The sequence below is a fragment of the Holdemanella biformis DSM 3989 genome, from assembly GCF_000156655.1.
Taxonomy (GTDB): domain Bacteria; phylum Bacillota_I; class Bacilli_A; order Erysipelotrichales; family Erysipelotrichaceae; genus Holdemanella; species Holdemanella biformis.
This window is the reverse complement of record NZ_DS996842.1, coordinates 1-18,335: the sequence shown is the minus strand read 5'-3', so window position 1 is coordinate 18,335 and position 18,335 is coordinate 1. Positions and strand designations below refer to the sequence as shown.

General features: G+C 30.7%; 15 protein-coding genes. All 15 read right to left on the bottom strand.

The features are described from left to right. Positions 1–1,611: 1,611 nt before the first annotated feature. The 15 genes from EUBIFOR_RS05130 to EUBIFOR_RS05070 all read right to left on the bottom strand — a co-directional run bounded on the left by EUBIFOR_RS05130 (position 1,612) and on the right by EUBIFOR_RS05070 (position 17,808). Positions 1,612–3,015, bottom strand: coding sequence for an oligosaccharide flippase family protein (locus tag EUBIFOR_RS05130; protein ID WP_003864883.1), 1,404 nt, complete (start codon positions 3,013–3,015; stop codon positions 1,612–1,614). A 6-nt stretch (positions 3,016–3,021) separates the two neighbouring features. Then, positions 3,022–3,864, bottom strand: coding sequence for an SDR family NAD(P)-dependent oxidoreductase (locus EUBIFOR_RS05125; RefSeq protein ID WP_003864882.1), 843 nt, complete (start codon positions 3,862–3,864; stop codon positions 3,022–3,024). Positions 3,865–3,871: 7 nt separating this feature from the next. Continuing rightward, on the bottom strand, positions 3,872–5,587 hold the full coding sequence (locus tag EUBIFOR_RS05120; protein ID WP_003864881.1) for a thiamine pyrophosphate-binding protein: 1,716 nt from the start codon (positions 5,585–5,587) through the stop codon (positions 3,872–3,874). Positions 5,588–5,590: 3 nt separating this feature from the next. Beyond that, positions 5,591–6,730, bottom strand: coding sequence for a polysaccharide pyruvyl transferase family protein (locus EUBIFOR_RS05115; RefSeq protein WP_003864880.1), 1,140 nt, complete (start codon positions 6,728–6,730; stop codon positions 5,591–5,593). Continuing rightward, positions 6,727–7,794, bottom strand: coding sequence for a glycosyltransferase WbsX family protein (locus EUBIFOR_RS05110; protein ID WP_003864879.1), 1,068 nt, complete (start codon positions 7,792–7,794; stop codon positions 6,727–6,729). Before EUBIFOR_RS05110 ends, EUBIFOR_RS05115 begins: the two co-directional genes overlap by 4 nt. A 1,211-nt stretch (positions 7,795–9,005) precedes the next feature. Next, positions 9,006–9,983: a glycosyltransferase family 2 protein gene (locus EUBIFOR_RS12125; RefSeq protein ID WP_003864877.1), complete on the bottom strand. Its 978-nt coding sequence runs from the start codon at positions 9,981–9,983 to the stop codon at positions 9,006–9,008. A 17-nt stretch (positions 9,984–10,000) separates the two neighbouring features. Next, on the bottom strand, positions 10,001–10,777 hold the full coding sequence (gene wzy, locus EUBIFOR_RS13540; protein ID WP_003864876.1) for an O-antigen polysaccharide polymerase Wzy: 777 nt from the start codon (positions 10,775–10,777) through the stop codon (positions 10,001–10,003). Then, positions 10,774–11,400 (bottom strand): O-antigen polysaccharide polymerase Wzy, encoded by a 627-nt coding sequence (locus tag EUBIFOR_RS13535; RefSeq protein WP_003864875.1) that lies wholly within the window; start codon positions 11,398–11,400, stop codon positions 10,774–10,776. Before EUBIFOR_RS13535 ends, wzy begins: the two co-directional genes overlap by 4 nt. 2 nt (positions 11,401–11,402) lie before the next feature. Next, positions 11,403–12,500 (bottom strand): glycosyltransferase family 1 protein, encoded by a 1,098-nt coding sequence (locus EUBIFOR_RS05090; RefSeq protein ID WP_167528771.1) that lies wholly within the window; start codon positions 12,498–12,500, stop codon positions 11,403–11,405. A 14-nt stretch (positions 12,501–12,514) separates the two neighbouring features. Beyond that, positions 12,515–12,703 (bottom strand): acyltransferase, encoded by a 189-nt coding sequence (locus tag EUBIFOR_RS13530; RefSeq protein WP_390622151.1) that lies wholly within the window; start codon positions 12,701–12,703, stop codon positions 12,515–12,517. A gap of 329 nt (positions 12,704–13,032) precedes the next feature. Beyond that, positions 13,033–14,220, bottom strand: a complete 1,188-nt coding sequence (locus tag EUBIFOR_RS05085; protein ID WP_003864871.1) for a glycosyltransferase — start codon at positions 14,218–14,220, stop codon at positions 13,033–13,035. Between the two features lie 6 nt (positions 14,221–14,226). After that, a complete protein-coding gene (locus tag EUBIFOR_RS05080) occupies positions 14,227–15,213 on the bottom strand; it encodes a WaaS/CpsH family glycosyltransferase (RefSeq protein ID WP_003864870.1) in 987 nt (328 codons plus the stop codon). A gap of 17 nt (positions 15,214–15,230) precedes the next feature. Then, positions 15,231–16,058 carry an NAD-dependent epimerase/dehydratase family protein gene (locus tag EUBIFOR_RS05075; RefSeq protein WP_003864869.1) on the bottom strand — a complete coding sequence of 276 codons (828 nt, stop codon included), beginning with the start codon at positions 16,056–16,058 and terminating at the stop codon, positions 15,231–15,233. Between the two features lie 159 nt (positions 16,059–16,217). After that, positions 16,218–16,340, bottom strand: coding sequence for a glycosyltransferase family 4 protein (locus EUBIFOR_RS13245; RefSeq protein ID WP_244264152.1), 123 nt, complete (start codon positions 16,338–16,340; stop codon positions 16,218–16,220). A gap of 16 nt (positions 16,341–16,356) precedes the next feature. Next, positions 16,357–17,808, bottom strand: a complete 1,452-nt coding sequence (locus tag EUBIFOR_RS05070) for a sugar transferase (protein ID WP_003864867.1) — start codon at positions 17,806–17,808, stop codon at positions 16,357–16,359. Between the last annotated feature and the right edge of the window lie 527 nt (positions 17,809–18,335).

Sequence of the window (18,335 nt, the reverse complement as noted above, 5' to 3'; positions counted from 1 at the left end):
CCTTCCAGTTCAAATTTATGAATTTCATTCTGCATTCTTTGTTTGGCTGTGCCATAGGTACCACTTGTAAAATAGTATTCAACATATTCAAGCTCTTCTTTCGTTAAACTTGAAAAATCATTGTTTGGTACATCAAACAATTTATAAGCCATTTCTCTGGCTTCTTTTTCATAGTCTTGTATACCTAGAATTTTGCATTGTTCATTTATATAATTTAGATCCAATGAACGAGATTCATTATAAACATAAATATCAATTAATGTTCGAATTCCAGTACCGCTAAAAATAAAATATTTATAGGCATGGGCATTGTGTTAAATCATTGACAAATTCACTTAAATCAGAAAAAAAATTTTACTAAAATCAATTCTAATACTTGTAGTTCTGATTCTTAAAACTCTTCCTTATTAAATATATGTCCTATTTGACGCTTACAATAGCAACTATAATAATGTTGAAAAAATAAACATAACAAAAAAAGGATTTCAGTTGGGTATCACATAACCGAAATCCTTTTAATCATTTAAATAAAATCTAGGGGTTTATAAGATAATACCCTTAAGGCATCAGTCTTATATATTGACCCATAGATATTTCTTGGAAACCCCTAGATTATTTAGTTACCCGTTATCAATACTTGCTCTGATATTTGATAGCATTCACTCAATTTTTTAGTCACTTGATCCACTGTCTTTTCATTCCGTACATCTTCCGGTGCAAGGATTTGAATATTTCCATCGACTAAAAGAGCCATTCATAAAAGGTGGTACCAATACATACAAAAACTTTTGCTAGGAAGGTCTCATCTGACTTATACTCAATATACACATCCTCTCCAAATCAATGAAGATGTCCTTCATCAGGTAATTCTTCAATTCGTGTGTTACTTCCACCTCATCTACGTCATACATCTTGAAGAGCTTGTTAGTGTGATTTGACACCTTGAAATCATCTGGCGCCAAAACTGCATCCGATTCGGATACGACTTGATTTGAGATACGATTCACACGGAAAGGAAGCACCTTTTAATTATAGGCAAGCACATAGTAGCAATCACCATTCCAAGCCAAGGAATATGGACTTACCACATTAACTTGACCATTATGCCGATAAATCTTCTTCTTATTACGTGCGTAATCGAAATATTGGAAAGTCATCTACTGTTTGTCATCAATATCCTTACCAATGATATCAATAACAAGATAGAGTTTCTCATTACCATCTTTGATACGATCACCGATAAAGATGTAAATAGTCAACTTGAACGAACGATAACCTGCCAGCTTTGCAATCTTCTAAATTAATTCATCACTCTACTTCTCCCTAATAAAACGAGGAGAAGAAACAGCATCAATCAGAAATTTCAAAGTATTCACCGTCATAGTAAAAGCAATTTCTGAACTCAAAGTATACAACAATATTAAAAACCGTCATGCGTTTACTTTTGCATCCCTGTCTTTTACTAATTCTATGAGTTCATCTATATTGACTTGATGCTCGTCATCAGTAAACTGATAAAGGTCGTTAAGGCAGTCGAATTTTTGTTTTTGTTGTTTGGCATAATCCAAACTCCTTAACAAGTATTTTAATGATACCATTTGAAATTTTAGTTTACTTTTTTTCTTTCAAAAGTTTATTAAATACCGACAAAAGGGCCTGTCTATTTAATACTAATAATAAAAAGAAAGGTATTACTTGAATAAACATTGAAATTCCACATGTTGCCATAACTGATTGAATAAAAACAATTACTACCGATATTATATGCGTCATCCACTTGATTTTCATTCTAATAAATGACTGTAGATATTTTGTTCTTAACAACCATGTTACACAATATCCGAACAAGGTTGCTAACGCTGCACCAATCGCACCAATAAAATTAATAAAAATTAAATTACAAATAGTATTTACAATTGCGCCGATTACTGTAGTTCTAGCCACTGACTTTGTATTTCTAGTAGCCGCAAAAAGAGACCCCTCAAACTGTGAGATTCCGCAGAATACCGTTCCCATCAATAAAAATGGAACACATCTCCAAGCTATAAAGTAATCTCCCTTATACAAGAACGAAGCTAACGGAATATTGACAATTAATAATCCTGAGCATATAGCTAACGAAATAAAACTGTAAAGCGAATAGTTTGTACCAATAAATCCATCCGTGTCATCTTCATCGAATTCCTTTATTGCTGATATCGACCATGCATTATAGAAAATTCCTTGAAACATTGTCAGAATAGTTGGGATTTTGTACGCAACTGAATAAATACCATTTTCTGCAACACCTTTCATAAAGGTAAGTATATATCGATCGCTTGCATTATTAACCCACCAAGATATAGAATTTGCAATTAATGGTGAACTATATTTAATCATTGGTTTTGATAAATCCGTATAATTTTTAAATTTAATATCTTTGTAGATTTTTCCTATGTACAATTGATAGATATTCTGAATTAGTACACCAATAGTATTACTAATCATGTACCCAACAATTCCCCACCTAAATACTAATAAAAGAAAAAGATTGCTGATACAAGTTATTAGCGTACATAATATTCCACTACTTGCAATTACACCAGCCTTATTTACAGCTCTTAGATATAAATTAAAAATTTGACTTACTGCGCCCAACACAAAATATATCACCAAAAATGTTAAATATAAATATGAAATATTCAACACTTTAGTTAACTCAACTATTAATACACTAAATACAAGAACAATCGTTCCTTTTATTGCAATATTGATAGATGTGGATAATACATCCTCTTTTTTATAATCAGGATCCATACCAAACCTAAGCGTTGCATCAAAAACACTCAATAAAAGTATTGGAGTTAATAAAGAAGCTGTTGAAGTAATTAAATCAACATAACCATATTCAGTAGTTGTTAATACCGCAGTATATAAAGGAACTAACAAAAAGGATAATATCTTTGATCCAAAGCTCCCAATTGTAAATAGCCCAATATTTTTTATTAAGGATTTACTTTTTTGGTTCACATTCATCCTCCTTTAATAAGTTGTGTCATCAAAAGTAAGAATACCGGCTCCACCAGTTGCATAAATAGTATCCCCAACAATCATTCTTCCCATTCCACTAACTAAAACTGTAGCTAAATTAGCAATTTCTTCAGGAGCTGCATATCTTTTAGACGGTGAATAATCTAAACTTAAATCATTCTCTACATCATTTCTTAACATGGGTGTTAAAGTCGAACCTGGAGCTAAACCGTTAACAATAATTCCATAAGATAAATACTTCTTGGCCATACCTAAAGTAAGACTTCTTTCTCCCCACTTCGAAACAATGTAAGGTGAAATCCCAGGGCGCAATGATGAGGATGAAGTAATGTTAAGGATGTTTCCTTCTATTTTATTCTCCACCATATACTTTGCAAATTCCTGTGAAATAAAGTACATACCTTTTAGATTAGTATCTAACACTTTATCATAATCTTCCTCTAAAGTATTAGGAAATAAATCTCCTCCATTGACACCAGCATTATTCACAAAAATATCGATAATGTTATTAGCGAGAAATGATTGTAAAGTATTCTTCATTTCTACTATATCTGAAATATCCAATTGTAAAATTTGTATTCTAGTTTTATTACAATCTAAAGAAATTATAAGTTTCTGCTTTGCTTCTTCTAATTTTGAAATATTACGTCCACAAATAACTACACTTGCTCCATTTTTCAAAAAAGACTCCGCAATAGAATAACCTATACCTGAGCTTCCACCCGTAACTAAAGCTTTTCTTCCTTCGAGGATATGTCCTTCCAAACATGGGATAATCACTTTTTCCTTTTTAACTCTTACTAATTTCTTTTTTATGTACGCTTTAATATTCATGCTATCTTTATCCCTTAATAGTATCTTTTAAAATTTTAAAAGCTTTATCCCCAAGAACACTTTTTAGTGCACCTTTTAAAGTATCTTTGGCATTTTTAGGCTTATTTTCTCTTACAAGTGTTTGATATGCATCACTCTCATCTTCGTCAGTCACAAATGCTTCGAATAAAATTGGTTTTTCTGAATTGCTGAGGAATTTATCACTTTGTTCAATAAATTCTTTCATATTATGAGCATATATATACTCAAATCCACAAGTTTCAGCCCAACCTTTTGCTGAACCATGATAATTAGCTGCCGCAATAAATCTATCTTGATCTTTTTTATTCTCACCGTGTAACTTAAATTCTATTCCTCCATTATTATTTATAAGAAGAATTCGAACATTGCTCTTAATATGTCTTACACTTAAAACATTCATATCATAGAAAAATGCTAAATCTCCAATCACCATAAAACATAATTTATCGGTAACCATACTTTGACCAATTAGCGTTGACATACCACCATCAATACCAAATGCACCTACATTGGAATAACATTCAATGGATGGATTCAAATGAAACATATTCCAAACACGTAAACTATTTAAAATTGAAAACTGAATAATTGATTCCTCAGGTAACTTATCATGCATGTGTTGTGCAATTGACACATTAGAAAATGGTACTTTGAAATCATTTTTAATCTTTCCAATCTTAGTCTTCCATAAGCCATAGTATGAATGATCCTGACAAAAAGAATGTACCGAAGTAAAGAATTCAATAATTGTTCCTTGATAGACTCTTGTTAATTTATCGTATGTATCAATAACTTTTCCATCTTCATTCACTCTCCAATGCTCGATACCAGTTAGCACATTTTTTGAGAAAGCTAAATAAAATGGATAATCTCCGGTTTGACCACCAATTGAAATGATCACCTCCGGTTTAATTTCATTAAGTTCTTCTATCTCCGAACAAAGCAATAAGTGATTAGCTTTTACTGTATACTCGTTAGAAAAATTTGATAAATGATTGGTATAAATAATTGTGTTAGTTTTTTCACAAAAACTATTGATTGCATTAACTTCCACTTCGTTGAAGGGGATGTGTTCACCAATAACAACTAATATCTTCTTATTAGCTAAATCTTCATTTACAATTTCGTTTGTTTTGTAATACTTAATCGTTCTAAACTCAGGTTCAATATCTACTAATGGGAAATCAAGCCAAGGAACACATAACTGTACTGGTCCTGTCCCATTTCTTGTTAACTCTATTAGTGCCTCATTCGCAATACGTAAACTGTGATAATAATCATTAATGTCAGAAACAAAAGGAAGCTCAAATGACTTTTTTACACTGTCTTTAGGCAACGATGTTTGGTCAGGAGCCTGCATATATTCTTGATACTTAAAACGCGAATGCTTTTCCATAGTTAACGCAAGGATTGGCACACGTTTATAATAGGCTTCCGTAAGAGCAGGTATATAATTTCTTGTTGCCTGTGCACTTGTACATAAAATTACTACTGGTTTATGTCTTTGTAAATAAACACCAATAGCAATGTATGCGGCACTTCTTTCATCAACAACTGAAAAACAATTAAAGAACTCATCATCTTGTAGTTTTTTAATGAACGGTATATTTGTCCCTCCCGGGCTAATTACTATGTCTGAAATATTGTTTTCTTTCAATAGCCTAACAACTATTTCTATATTGTTGTTATTTGTATATTCCATATACTATTTCTCCTTCAAAAGTTCTCGTATACTTTCTTTAAATCTTCTATTCTTCTCTTGGATAATCGTCATTGACTCTTTTTGAACACCAGCCAATTTTGATCTATCTTTAATGAAATTCACAACTAATTCGTATGCAGAGTCAGTTGTTTCCTCTTTAGCATTTACCACATATGGATAATTCAAACTGCCAAATAGACCTTCAAATTTTCTACTATATGAAATTGGAATTGTAACAACCCCAGCCGAAAAAGATGCAATAGTAGAATGCATTCTTGACCCAACAAAAACATCCATGTTACTAATATAACTTTTTGCTTCAATCGGAGTATCGAATGCTGGAGCTAAAATAGTATTGGGATACTTCTCATTTAGAAGTTCACATATCTTATAATCGTCATCATAAGCATCTTCTTTTAAGTCGATAACATGTGGTATCAAATGAACCTCATACTTATCACTTAATTCATTAATTAATTTATTAATAAGTTCAGGATAATTCAAAGATAAACCAAATTGATTTTCTGAATGGAATCCACCCTTATATAATAAACCAGAAATGTTAATGCCAATTTTTTCTTTATTCGAAAACTTATATTTTGCTTTATTGAAAGGTAAAACAAAAGCCATATCTGAAACTAACACTGAATTCTTGATGCCAAATTTCTCTTCTAACAGTTTTTGAGACATTTCATCTCTACAATAAATCTTATACGCTCTATTGAACACCTTTTTAGCTTTCTTTTCAGACTCAGCGTATTCAAAAGGACCATATGTTTGAGGTAATAGAATATATTTTTTTCCTATCAATTCAGCATAAACCTTCTGTTTAATTAGATGAAAGTAATAGTCTTTAGAATAAATATCTGAAAAACTATCGCCCATTGTTACATCAAAAATATAATCACACGATCTTAAGGCTCTAAAATACTTCATATTAACATCTTTTAGCCTAGGAAGAATGTTAATAAATTTATAATCTGAAAAATAGTTAGAAACCATCCCAATATTTGTACCTGAAAAATTATAAACTGTTACATCCTTAGTAACTAATTCATTAAAAAGTGATAAAAATGAATATACTAACGCTTCACAACCTTTATTAGCAGATTCGAACTCAAATCCAATTAAACCTATTTTCATTTTCTATTACTCCATTCCTTAATCCATTCTAAATATTTATATTTTTTTTCTTGTGTAGGTTCTAATACCATGCCCTCGCACCACTCATTCCAAGCATTAATGAATAAATATTCATCACTTTGAACACTATCCATATATTTAAAGAAGCTTTCCTTGCTAGGAGGAGTTATTACATAACCTCTATATCCATGTCTAGGTGTATTATCCCACTCAAAACATAGACCTCTAATAACATTGTTAACATTTAATTTAGTATCATTTGCAACTTTATACATTTTTTCACCAGAATACCTTACTAAATATTGGTTCCGTTTGATTTTTTTCCCAATATAATTTGCAACTCTCTGTGGGAAATAGCTAAGTGATTTAGTGTAACAACTTAGCATCGAAGCAGGTTCTCTTAAGTGAACAAAATCTGTTACACTTGCTTTATTTTTAATAAATTTTTGTATTACGTTTTCATCGTAACTTTCACATATTTCTATACAACACAAACCCGCGAAACCACAATCTATACATCTTTTATCTAGATAGGTTAAATAATCATTTTTTTGGCCAAAATTTGATTTGAAAATCATAAATAACGGTTTATTATTTCTCTTTTCATATCTAGAGTCTTGAAAAAATGGTAATAAATACTGAAAATGTGTTTCCCAATCGTCTTCACAACCATAAGACTGTTCCAATAGCAATTCCTTAGTTCCCTCCCAAGATCTATACCAACTATGATTCGCCCAGCAGAAGAAAAATCTCATCGGAATATCAGCATTTGCCAACAACATTTCAGCTGGTTTTTCAAGTAATTTTTTTCCATTAAAATAATAATGATAGAAAATCATTCCATCGACATCATATTTTTGAGCAAGTTGAGCTTGCCATTCCAGCGTAGATTTGTTATCTAATGAATAGAAATAATTATTTAAAGGATAATTTGGTTGCACATGCCCTTTATACAATGGTTTAGCTTTTTTTATATTTGTCCATTCAGTAAATCCTTTTCCCCACCACTCATTGTTTTCTGGAATTTCATGAAATTGTGGTAAATAAAAAGCAAATTTTTTCATGAATTTTTACCTCCTCTTTTTCATAGAGCACTATCAAAAACTCTCGAAGTTGATAAACAGTGCTTTTTTATTCCCCTCCACCATTTTGATTTTTTCTCATTTTTCGCATCTCGCTCCGCTCGCATTCTAAGAAGGTGAAGGGTTCGATAAAGATCGTCTGCTGTTTACAATTCAATCTCTTTTTAATGCTATTGCTATAATTTTTTTGATATTGGTTTAATTGTACCTGCCGATTCGTCTTTTTCTTTGTATGGCTCGTACCTTCATGTTCACTCACCCTGATGTGAACATGTAGTTCAAAATATTCCAGATTCTGACAATAACTATCTCTTCTCAATACCAAATGCGTATATTGGTTGGAACAGTAATCAAGCTCAGTATTTTTTGGCTTCACTTTCTACAATGTCTCTTTCCACAACCTGTCTCTACACATTAATTGGCCTGTTTTTATCTCTCCATAAAAAGCATTTCGATATAATGCTTTCTCCTGTGTTTCGGCTGTGACCCAAATACTGGATATCAATCAAGCATCTAAAACCTAAGTATATGTGTCTTATCTCCATTTCGGACAGTCTCGCAATTTATCAATTTTCTCAAGACATGAATATCATACCTTTGATTGATAATAATAAACGAAGAAAATCGATTGAAAATAAAACCTGTAAATTTTTCAATTCAGATGGTATACGAGTCTGTAGCTATAGTTACACCATGAAATATGATGGATATGACCATACTCGTTACTGAAAGAAATAACACTGTCCCTTGAAAACTAGACTTATTAATTACTATCCTTTTGCACAAACATGTTCTATCACTAACTATGGAAAAGTTGTCTATGTTAAAGACAAAGATAATAAGCCTAGATTTAAATAGCTGTTTCATATGGTTCACCTAAATGAAAATCTATTTACAAAGATTTTACCTGAACTGAAAGAGTCAACAATGCAGTATTAAATACTTACGGCTTACACAAGATGCATCGACACGATGGTGCAAAGAGTGAATTCTTCTCAGTCATTGCATGAATCAATCTACATCTTGATGCGTGGTTAAAAGCATAAGTTTAAGAATTGGAATTTTAAATAAGTGATTTTTTTCACTATTTTTTGTACTTCGTTGTTTAGTCATACCTTTATAAAATCATTATTTATTTATTGCAAAGCACCTTCTTTTATTTTCTATATTCTTTTCGATGCTACTTTCATTTTTTAAGTTAGTTTTTTAATTCTAAAGAATAAAAACAATAAAAGATAATTATTAAATAGACACAAGTACTTAGATATTATGGTTTTAGGTCCATATTTATTTTCAATCGATTTACACGCATTTCTAAATACCTGATTTTCTAATAAAACTAATGATTCTCTATGTTTGTAATCAAATGTATTAGTAGAATTAGCCAAAACATCTAATAAATGTATTCCATTTAAACATAAATTTTCATCTAAACTTTTGTTATATTCCCTAACGTTATGTCGTTTGCAAAACTCTTTTCCTTTTAAGTTTACCTGTAATATTTCTTCAAATGAGCCTGTTCTATATATTTTTGTTGCTGTACCCGCAATAGTACAATCATATATATAACTAGACCCACTAATTACACTCACCGACTTGCACATATCAAGATATTTTAGATTGAAATCAAAATCCTCTCCCAGTCTAATGTTCACATTGAAACGTAAATCCTTTAGAATACTTTTCTTATAAATTTTTGAACAGGGACTGTTTATAATGGTACTTCGATAATAATAATCAAAGTTATCTAAAAATTCATTCAAACTCAATGTTTCTGTTTTCTCAATGTTATAGCTATAAACCATGTCAGGATATAGAATCTCAAATCCAGCAATAATCAAATCACTCTCGTGAATGTAGCAGGACATATCATATAATAAATTTTTTTCAATCCAATCATCTGCATCAATAAACATAAAATATTCAGAGGTACATAATTCTATACCTATATTTCTTGCATTAGATACTCCATTATTCTCTATTGATACTATTTGAATCTTCGAAAAAGAGTTCTTATACTTATTACATATTTCTAAACTATTATCTGTAGATCCATCATTTATGATTATTAATTCGATATTTTTATAACTTTGATTTAATATACTTTCAATACATCTAGATACATACTTACTTGCATTATAAACTGGAATAATTATACTTATTTGTCTCATACATATCCTCAACTATTTTAATTAAAGCTACTTCTCTTCTTTTCTTTTGATTTCAAAATAATCAAAAGAATACTTAACCAAATTATCTTTTGTCCCATATCAGTTACATAACCTCTTACATACAAAAACATAGCTGTTCCAATAACAGAATATAAGCAAGCAACATTTGATAGATTATTGTCTTTATTTTTTATGCCATAATGTGATTTACCCAATATGCTTCCAATAAATATACAAAATACAGGCCCTATCCATGAGAAGTTATAAAATAATTCTCCTAAGAAAGAACCCCCAAGGGAATGGTATATACTTCCCGGTAATTGAGTTATAAAAATTGTCTTGTCAGCCAACAAAGGAATTCTTGCAACCAATAAAGGGACACAAGAAACAATTGCTGCAACAAAGCTTAATCCATATCCGTAAGAAATATTAAATGGTGTATATTTCACTGCTAAGACTAAAGTATTAAACGCAGATCCAAATTCGCTTAGCGATGATCCAATTGTATAAGAAAATGTATTTATTGTGGAAAGAAAGCCTCCAAATTCTATGTCAGAATTGACTCTACCCGCTCCAATCGACGAAATAAAATAAAACCCCAAAAATGACATTATTATTAAAACCAATGTTTTTTTTATGTTAAGTTTGTTTTTTATCAAATAATAAATATATATCCATATCAATAAAAAGCAAACTTTATCTTGTCTACTTCCACTTAACATTGTAAATGCTTTATATAATAAAACACCCCAAAAAATAGTTGTAGTCTTCTTTTTATCACTTTCACTAATCAATAAATAGATAACACCTGCATCGAAAAAAAAGCTAACGTACTCACAAACTGCGGAATATTTTCAGTAAATAATGCCATGTAGCCACCTCTTGACGAAATATATAACTGATATACGTCTAAAAATAATCGAGGAATTATCCCAATCCCAAACAAGATTCTCCCTGTATTTTTTGAATCTTTTGGCAATTTCATAGATAATTGGTTAATTCTATAGATTGAATTCTGACTAGGCTTTATAGAAACTCCTATACCCAAAAAAATAAAGGCTTGGGATAACAAATAAAAGATAAAAGCTTTGCTTATTTCAAAATTAGAAGCATATAGTTCTAGAGGGAAATAGTCTGTTCCTGGAATATCAAATCCATATTTTAATATTTCCCCACAATGAAATATAAATGTAAATAAAACAAACATACATGGAATAGAAATAAAATCCAATTTAACCAAAAACTTTAATGCCATGAGATTTAAAATCAATTGCACAATTGATACAATAGCCATTTGTGTGTAACTAAAAGAGGTTATTAAATTCAAAAAAATAATAATAAAGAGAAATTCGATTAAGAAGAAATAAAAAACAAACGCTGATTGAATTTTTATGTTAAAATTATTTCTAAAAAACATAGTTAATCTCCTAACATATCTTTATACAGCTTATTTAATTTTTGTGCTTCGATTTTAATCGAATACCCATTATTAGAAAGTGCTTTTTGAGCTTCATCGATATTGTTAATAAATGTTTCTTTTGAAAGTGAATTAATCCAAACTTCTTTATTCTCAAGAGAATACATTTTTGCGTTTGATGTAAAACAAATCTCTGGTGTAATTCTGTCTGAAAAAATACAAGGTTTTCCAGAAGCTTGTGCTTCTATACCAGTTACAGGTAATCCCTCAAATAACGAAGGCATCACAAACACATCGAACATATTCATTATTTTTGGAATATCATTTGATAGGCCTAAAAACAATACTCTATCTTTTATGCCTAATTTCTCCGCTCTTTCAATCATGTTATCTAATAGTGGTCCGACTCCAACTAAAACTAGTTTCCACTTAGGTCTAGAAATTTTTGAGCAAATTTCTAAGAGAAATTCATGATTTTTTTGCAAACAAAATCTTCCAATATGCCCAATAACAAAATCGTCTTCATCAATCAGAAGTTTTTTTCTTAACTCACAATCACTCTTTACATTTCTATATTCATCCAAATCTAGTGCGTTATTGATTACTTCAAAAGAACGTCCTTCAAATAACCAATCCCCCGCTTTTTTTGAACAAGCTAATCTATGAGTAGCAACACTAGGAATCTTCTTCTTAGAAAAGAAGCCAGCAATTTTTTTAATTAGATTGGTTGCTTGATATGTAGTAAGATGAGAATGAGCTATTCTTACCGGAATATTTGCTCTTTTAGCCGCAGAAAGAAACACTCCACAAGCCACATCCATATGACAATGAACAATGTCAAATTCATTTTCTCTAAAAAACACATCTAGATTTTTTTGATATTTAATAGGATCTGTCCCTCTTCTTGGAACTCTAAATATCGGAATACCTAGCATTTGAAGTTCTTCATCATAATCTCCATTTTCATCAGAGTTAGCATGTATTAATATTGAAATCTTATACTCATTACTCTTAATTAATTCTCTTATATATCTCATAACCATGGTTTCTGCACCAGCTCTAACCATCGGCCCGCCCATTGCATACAACAATCTAATCATTTTATATTCTCCAGTCATTTAATTAAATTTTTTTCGGCAAATTCTCTTGTATCTCCAATAACTTTTCCTGGTTTTCTTACAACAATGCTAAAATTTGGAATAGTCCCTTTTACAACCAATCCTGTGCCAACTATACAATTTTTGCCAAGAATAGTTCCTGGCGAAAGGAATGCTCTAGCACCTATGAAAGAATTATTTCTTATAGAAAAAGATTTAATAAAGTCAGCGTTTTGTCCTTTTTCAAGCTCTATACCAATATTAACCAGTTGATTATGTATTGAATAATTTTGAGTTATTACATAACATGTTTACTAATAAATGCGTTTTTACCAATTGTAATAGCTTTATAGAAACAACTATCTATAAACGCATCAGGACATGTATAAGTTACTTTACTATCTATGTGAACTCCTATTTTTTTATAATACCATATTTGATATTTCATAAAACCATCAAAATTAAAAATTTAGAAATATATTTCTAAACATTCTATAGATTGGAACTTTAAATAGTTCCTTAAATAATCTATTCATTATCTGGCTCCTTTTTTAATTTTTACACTTTTTGCATATAAATCAAGATAAGACCTAATCATATAGACATTAGAAATACTATTATTCTTTTTAATTTGAAATTTTGTTCCCCTAAGAATATCTCTAACAGCCTCTACGTTCCCCTTCTCTATTACGCATTTTGAATCATCAATAAATTCGGGACTTCCACCAGTATTATAGGTAATTACTGGAGTTCCACAAGCCATTGACTCTAAATTAGTCGTAGGGAAATTATCTTCATAAGTAGGATTAAAATAAATATATGTAGCAGAATAGATTTCTACTAATTCATAAACATTTTCAGTTCGAGTTATCGCAATAATATCTGATGGTAACTCTTTGAGTTGTTTATCAGTTACACCTACAACAACAATTACATACTCATCTTTATTAATTATTTCATTCAACTTAACAAAGTCTCTTAATCCTTTTCGCTCAGACCATTCTCCTGCTACCCCCAGGATTATTTTTTTTTCTTCAATTCCGTATTTAGCTTTAAAATCAGATTGAGTAGGTTTAAATACATTTGTATCGATTCCGTTATAAATCACTTTTATAGGATATTCACCAAGAAATGAATTACTCATAATATCTGCTAACCATTTGCATGGTGTAACTACATTAATATCTAAACCTGTAAATAAATCTCTTTTCTTCTTCCAGTTCCATTCAGAATTATCTAGCACTTTTGAAGCAGGATATGTATTTAATTGTTCGCAATTAGAGCACCCATTTTTCCATTTTTCACATCCTACTGCATCAAAATAAGCACAATGACCAGTAAAAGCCCAACAATCGTGTTGTGTCCAAATTACTTTCTTATTTTTCTCCCTGATGTAATTAAAAAGAAGCTCAATATTTATGTAATAACCATGAATACAATGCAAATGAATAATATCTGGATTAATAGAATCAATCCAACTCAATAGTTTTTTAGTCGAAGAACCCGATCCAAATCCATGTTTATCCGTAATTCTTGTATAAATGCCATGAAGCTTTATTCCAAAATCGTCATTCATATAATATTCATGATTGTTTTCTGCCTTTCTGCCTCTCCCCCAAGCCACATAAGAATCAATTCCCTGTTCAAGCATAGCCTTGTGAAGATTCATCATGATATTACCTGCTGCTTTATATGAAAATGTATTTATCTGTAATACCTTCATTCAAAATTAACCCTCCACAATTTTTTTAAGCCAACTTCTTAAAGAATATTTCTCGTAAATTTCTTTATCTACTTCTTTGTATTCTTCTTTAAAGAACACATTATCTAAATCTATATGTCCTTCATATACGTAAATATTCTCAGGACGATAGAAATCGTAATTTACAATATCTTTATTAGTTGTAATTAGTTTTTTCTTAGCACCAAGCGCTTCCAAGACCCTAATTGTTAAACCAAACTGTCCAGCCTGAGCAGAATCCAGTACACATCTTGAAGTTTCATAAACATCATTCATTTTCTGTCCCGTAAGCGGTTCAAAGTGGAATTCACTATACTTTGCTCCTCTTAGCTCCTTATTCATAACTTTTCTGTAGAAATAAACAATTGGAGATGGAAAGAAGAAATAAATGAACTGTTTCGGATAAACTGCTTTTAACTGTTCACTCATCATATTTATGAACTTGTATTTCTTTGGATGAGCTGTTCCAATAAAACAGAAATCATTCTTAAAGTCTTTTTTATTCTTTGCTCCTAACTCTTCATATACTCTGGAATAGAATAAAGGTAAAAAATTAAGTGTTGGTGTTTCCTCAGTATCTTTTCTATCAAATGAATAACACTTATCAAAAAAATGCTGTACTCTTTTGATATAGGGGAAGTTAGTTTGAGAATCCCACTGGTATAAGACAAATTTAGCTCGGGGTTGAAACTCTTTAATATGCGCAATCATATCCTCACTAAAAGACAATGACTGACCAGAAATCAAGAAAACCACATCGTATTTCTTGCTACTAACCGTCTTCATTACTTCATCAAAGTACCTCTTTATGTAGGTTTGAATTAGCTTCTTGTTAATACGAATGGCAGCTTTAACCCAGGCATTTGTACTAGGGCGATCGTCGAAGAAGTCAACTTCATATCCCATTCTATTTAACTCTTCTGTGATCAACTGCGGATAGTTAAAAAACTTCGGCATAATAAGCAATAACTTCATCTTTTATCCTCTCCCTGTTACCTCTTATTTAAAATTTTTTCAATCTTAGTACTGTCACCCCAAATAGCCTTTGAATCATATGGCCTATCCGGGAATACACCGTATTGAAGTTTGATATCGTAATTGTTTTCTTTAATAAATCTTTCTACTCTATCAGCTAACTTTTCAGGTCTTCCAGAGCAAATATTAATAATTCCCTGTTCCTGGCTCTGACCTACAACAGCTGCAACTTGAGTACAGAAGTCTGGATAGTCAATAAAGTCATACTGATTTTGTCCTAAAGTAAATGGGAACTCTTTTTTTCCTTCTTCTGCCGCTGCTGTAATCTTAGAAAAGATAGAAGAACCAAACTTAGAGTTACCAACAATATAATAACCTCTCATCCATTGGAATACGCAATTGTTTTGTTTGCATAACATAACAGTTAAATCTCTAAGTGCATTCTTTCCAATTCCATATGGAGTTGTGGGATGACACGGAGTTGATTCGTTTATAGAACCTTCAAAGAATCCAATTTCATGCATACTTCCCATTGCTGCAATATGTTTACAACCTGCTTCAACCATTTTCTTAATGAAATCGTAGTGAGCAGGAAGATCATCAATATGTGCATTTGAGTAATGAATAAATCCATCTCTCCATGCTAAATGGCAAAGCACCTCTGGCTTACCAAAATATTCATATGGATTTTCAATCTCAAAGAGATTACACGCTACCTTTTTTGCTCGACTATCCACATGATCAGTATTAAAATCTACCGCAATAACCTCATTTCCACTATTCAAAATAGCTTCTACTATTCCGGTTCCTAAATAGCCATTTGCACCTGTCACTAAAATTCTCATTTTTTCCTTATCTCCTTTTAATTATTAAGCCTGCTAAACGTGCTAATGTCACTTCTTATGTCCAAAACAAAATAAGTTTCATTACTCTACAGTTACACTTTTAGCTAAATTTCTCGTCTTATCAACATACAACCCTTTAGCCACACTCATATGATGCACTTAACGATTTAAACAAATAACTTGATAATCTTGCTTAACCATTCTAGTACATAATTCTTCTACGACAATTTCCACTCCACCTTCACGACTCAGTCTCTTTTGTCCAAACATGACTATATTCAAATCAATTCCCTTTTTTTTAAACCGCACCTTTTTTACATACGACAACTAACACTGTCTTTAACAGAATCTTAATGTCTAAACCAAGATTCCAGTTTTCAATATAATACTTATCTAGTTTTACTACTTCATCAAAATCAGTAATTTCACTTCTTCCACTTACTTGCCACATTCCTGTAATTCCAGGTTTAATAGCTAATCGTGCAAAGTGTTGATATTCATATAGATTTGTTTCTGAAATTAAAGGAGGTCTAGTTCCTACAATAGACATATCTCCTTTTAAAACATTAAAGAATTGTGGGAATTCATCTAAACTCGTTTTACGGATAAATTCACCAATACCTGTTTTATGAGAACCATCCGGCATGACTTTATTTCCAATAACACGAGGATCAAAATCAATCTTAAACATCTTTCCATCCCCTAATTTGTTATCTTTCATTAATTCAGCTTTTCTTTCTTCCGCATCCAAATACATACTGCGGAATTTATACATTTTAAACTTCTTACCATTCTTACCCACACGCTCTTGTGAAAAGAAGATTGGTCCTGGACTAGCAAAATAAATGATTGGACCAATAAAAATAGTAATAATCAATGTAAATAAACATCCAAGTAATCCGCATAAAATATCAAACAATCGTTTTAAGAAGATTTCATTTAACGGAGCATAATTGATACTTGTTGTTAATACTGTATAATCACCAATCTTTTCAACAAACTGCTTCTTACCAGGCGAATTAATTGCTTTAGCTAAATTCATATGCACAGTAATACCAGCCATAGTTAATTGTTCAATCAATTCATTAGGATAAGCAATTTCTTTAGGAAGCACAATCAATACTTCATCTACCCATTCTTTACATGCATACATCGCAACAGAATCATTATCCGCAACAACCTTCGTATTATTAATTGTTTTACCAATTAAATTTTTATCTAATAATGCAACACCCACAATGTCATAACGACTATAATTACTCTTTTCAATATTATCAATAACCAAATTCGCAATATCACTTGAACTCACGATCAATAACTTTCTACGATTCCCATTATTGACACCCTTTTTAATATGTACTTTCCATACTTCTCTTACAATATATGTCAATACAAGATAAATACCTATTGCTAAAAACAATACTAATCTTGAAAATAGAATACCCTTTTGAATTGCAAATAAATATAGAACAGCAAGCAATCCAACAATCAACACATGATTTAATGTCTTTACAAACTCTTTATAATGCCCTCTCTTTAATACACCCTTCAAAGTACCAAATAGAAGCAATACCATCAAATCAATCAATTCAATTATAATAGCCATATTTCTATATAAGAAATCATTGTATAAATGTATACTTCCATTCCTTATAAAATAAGCTAATACAAAAGCAATCTGTAAACATACTAAATCCAAAATAATAAAATCAATATGCTTTAGCCAACCCTTCGTATTCTTTCGATACATATTCCTATTCCAACTCCTTCAAACCATAAAAAAAGCTTATTTAATAATTAAATAAGACTCAATAAAACAATAACCACCGATATTTAGATACACTTCTCCCTATAGAACCTAAATCAACAGATGAACAATTCAATTAAAAATGCGGAAAGCCAGCTATTTTTAACATCCTATACATGTACCCTATAAATATCATTTCCTAAATTTCAACCGCACTCCACCCTAGGATAACAGTTGCTTATATATTTTACCTTAATATAACCCATTGTCAATGAACATTAGTTACTTAAATTAAGGTTAAAATATAAAATTGTTTTAATATCCCCCATATTTAAAACATATAAACATTATATAACAAATAAAAAATAATTTTAATTAAATTTACTTTATATAAAGACTTTTATCAACAAAACGCAAATATATTTTATAACCATGATATTGTAATCGGTTTCAGTGAAAAATAAAAAACAGGACAAATCGCAATGTCATTAAGTTAAGAAATGGCATCTTTGAGGGGAACACAAAAAATG

What these genes read in the sequence shown, in the direction of transcription:
- EUBIFOR_RS05130 (WP_003864883.1), bottom strand. Translation starts at nt 3,015, where the DNA reads ATGAATGTGAACCAAAAAAGTAAATCCTTAATAAAAAATATTGGGCTA.
- EUBIFOR_RS12125 (WP_003864877.1), bottom strand. Translation starts at nt 9,983, where the DNA reads ATGAGACAAATAAGTATAATTATTCCAGTTTATAATGCAAGTAAGTAT.
- EUBIFOR_RS05085 (WP_003864871.1), bottom strand. Translation starts at nt 14,220, where the DNA reads ATGAAGGTATTACAGATAAATACATTTTCATATAAAGCAGCAGGTAAT.
- EUBIFOR_RS05090 (WP_167528771.1), bottom strand. Translation starts at nt 12,500, where the DNA reads ATGATTAGATTGTTGTATGCAATGGGCGGGCCGATGGTTAGAGCTGGT.
- EUBIFOR_RS05110 (WP_003864879.1), bottom strand. Translation starts at nt 7,794, where the DNA reads ATGAAAAAATTTGCTTTTTATTTACCACAATTTCATGAAATTCCAGAA.
- EUBIFOR_RS05115 (WP_003864880.1), bottom strand. Translation starts at nt 6,730, where the DNA reads ATGAAAATAGGTTTAATTGGATTTGAGTTCGAATCTGCTAATAAAGGT.
- EUBIFOR_RS05070 (WP_003864867.1), bottom strand. Translation starts at nt 17,808, where the DNA reads ATGTATCGAAAGAATACGAAGGGTTGGCTAAAGCATATTGATTTTATT.
- EUBIFOR_RS13535 (WP_003864875.1), bottom strand. Translation starts at nt 11,400, where the DNA reads ATGTTTTTTAGAAATAATTTTAACATAAAAATTCAATCAGCGTTTGTT.
- EUBIFOR_RS05075 (WP_003864869.1), bottom strand. Translation starts at nt 16,058, where the DNA reads ATGAGAATTTTAGTGACAGGTGCAAATGGCTATTTAGGAACCGGAATA.
- EUBIFOR_RS05125 (WP_003864882.1), bottom strand. Translation starts at nt 3,864, where the DNA reads ATGAATATTAAAGCGTACATAAAAAAGAAATTAGTAAGAGTTAAAAAG.
- EUBIFOR_RS05120 (WP_003864881.1), bottom strand. Translation starts at nt 5,587, where the DNA reads ATGGAATATACAAATAACAACAATATAGAAATAGTTGTTAGGCTATTG.
- EUBIFOR_RS05080 (WP_003864870.1), bottom strand. Translation starts at nt 15,213, where the DNA reads ATGAAGTTATTGCTTATTATGCCGAAGTTTTTTAACTATCCGCAGTTG.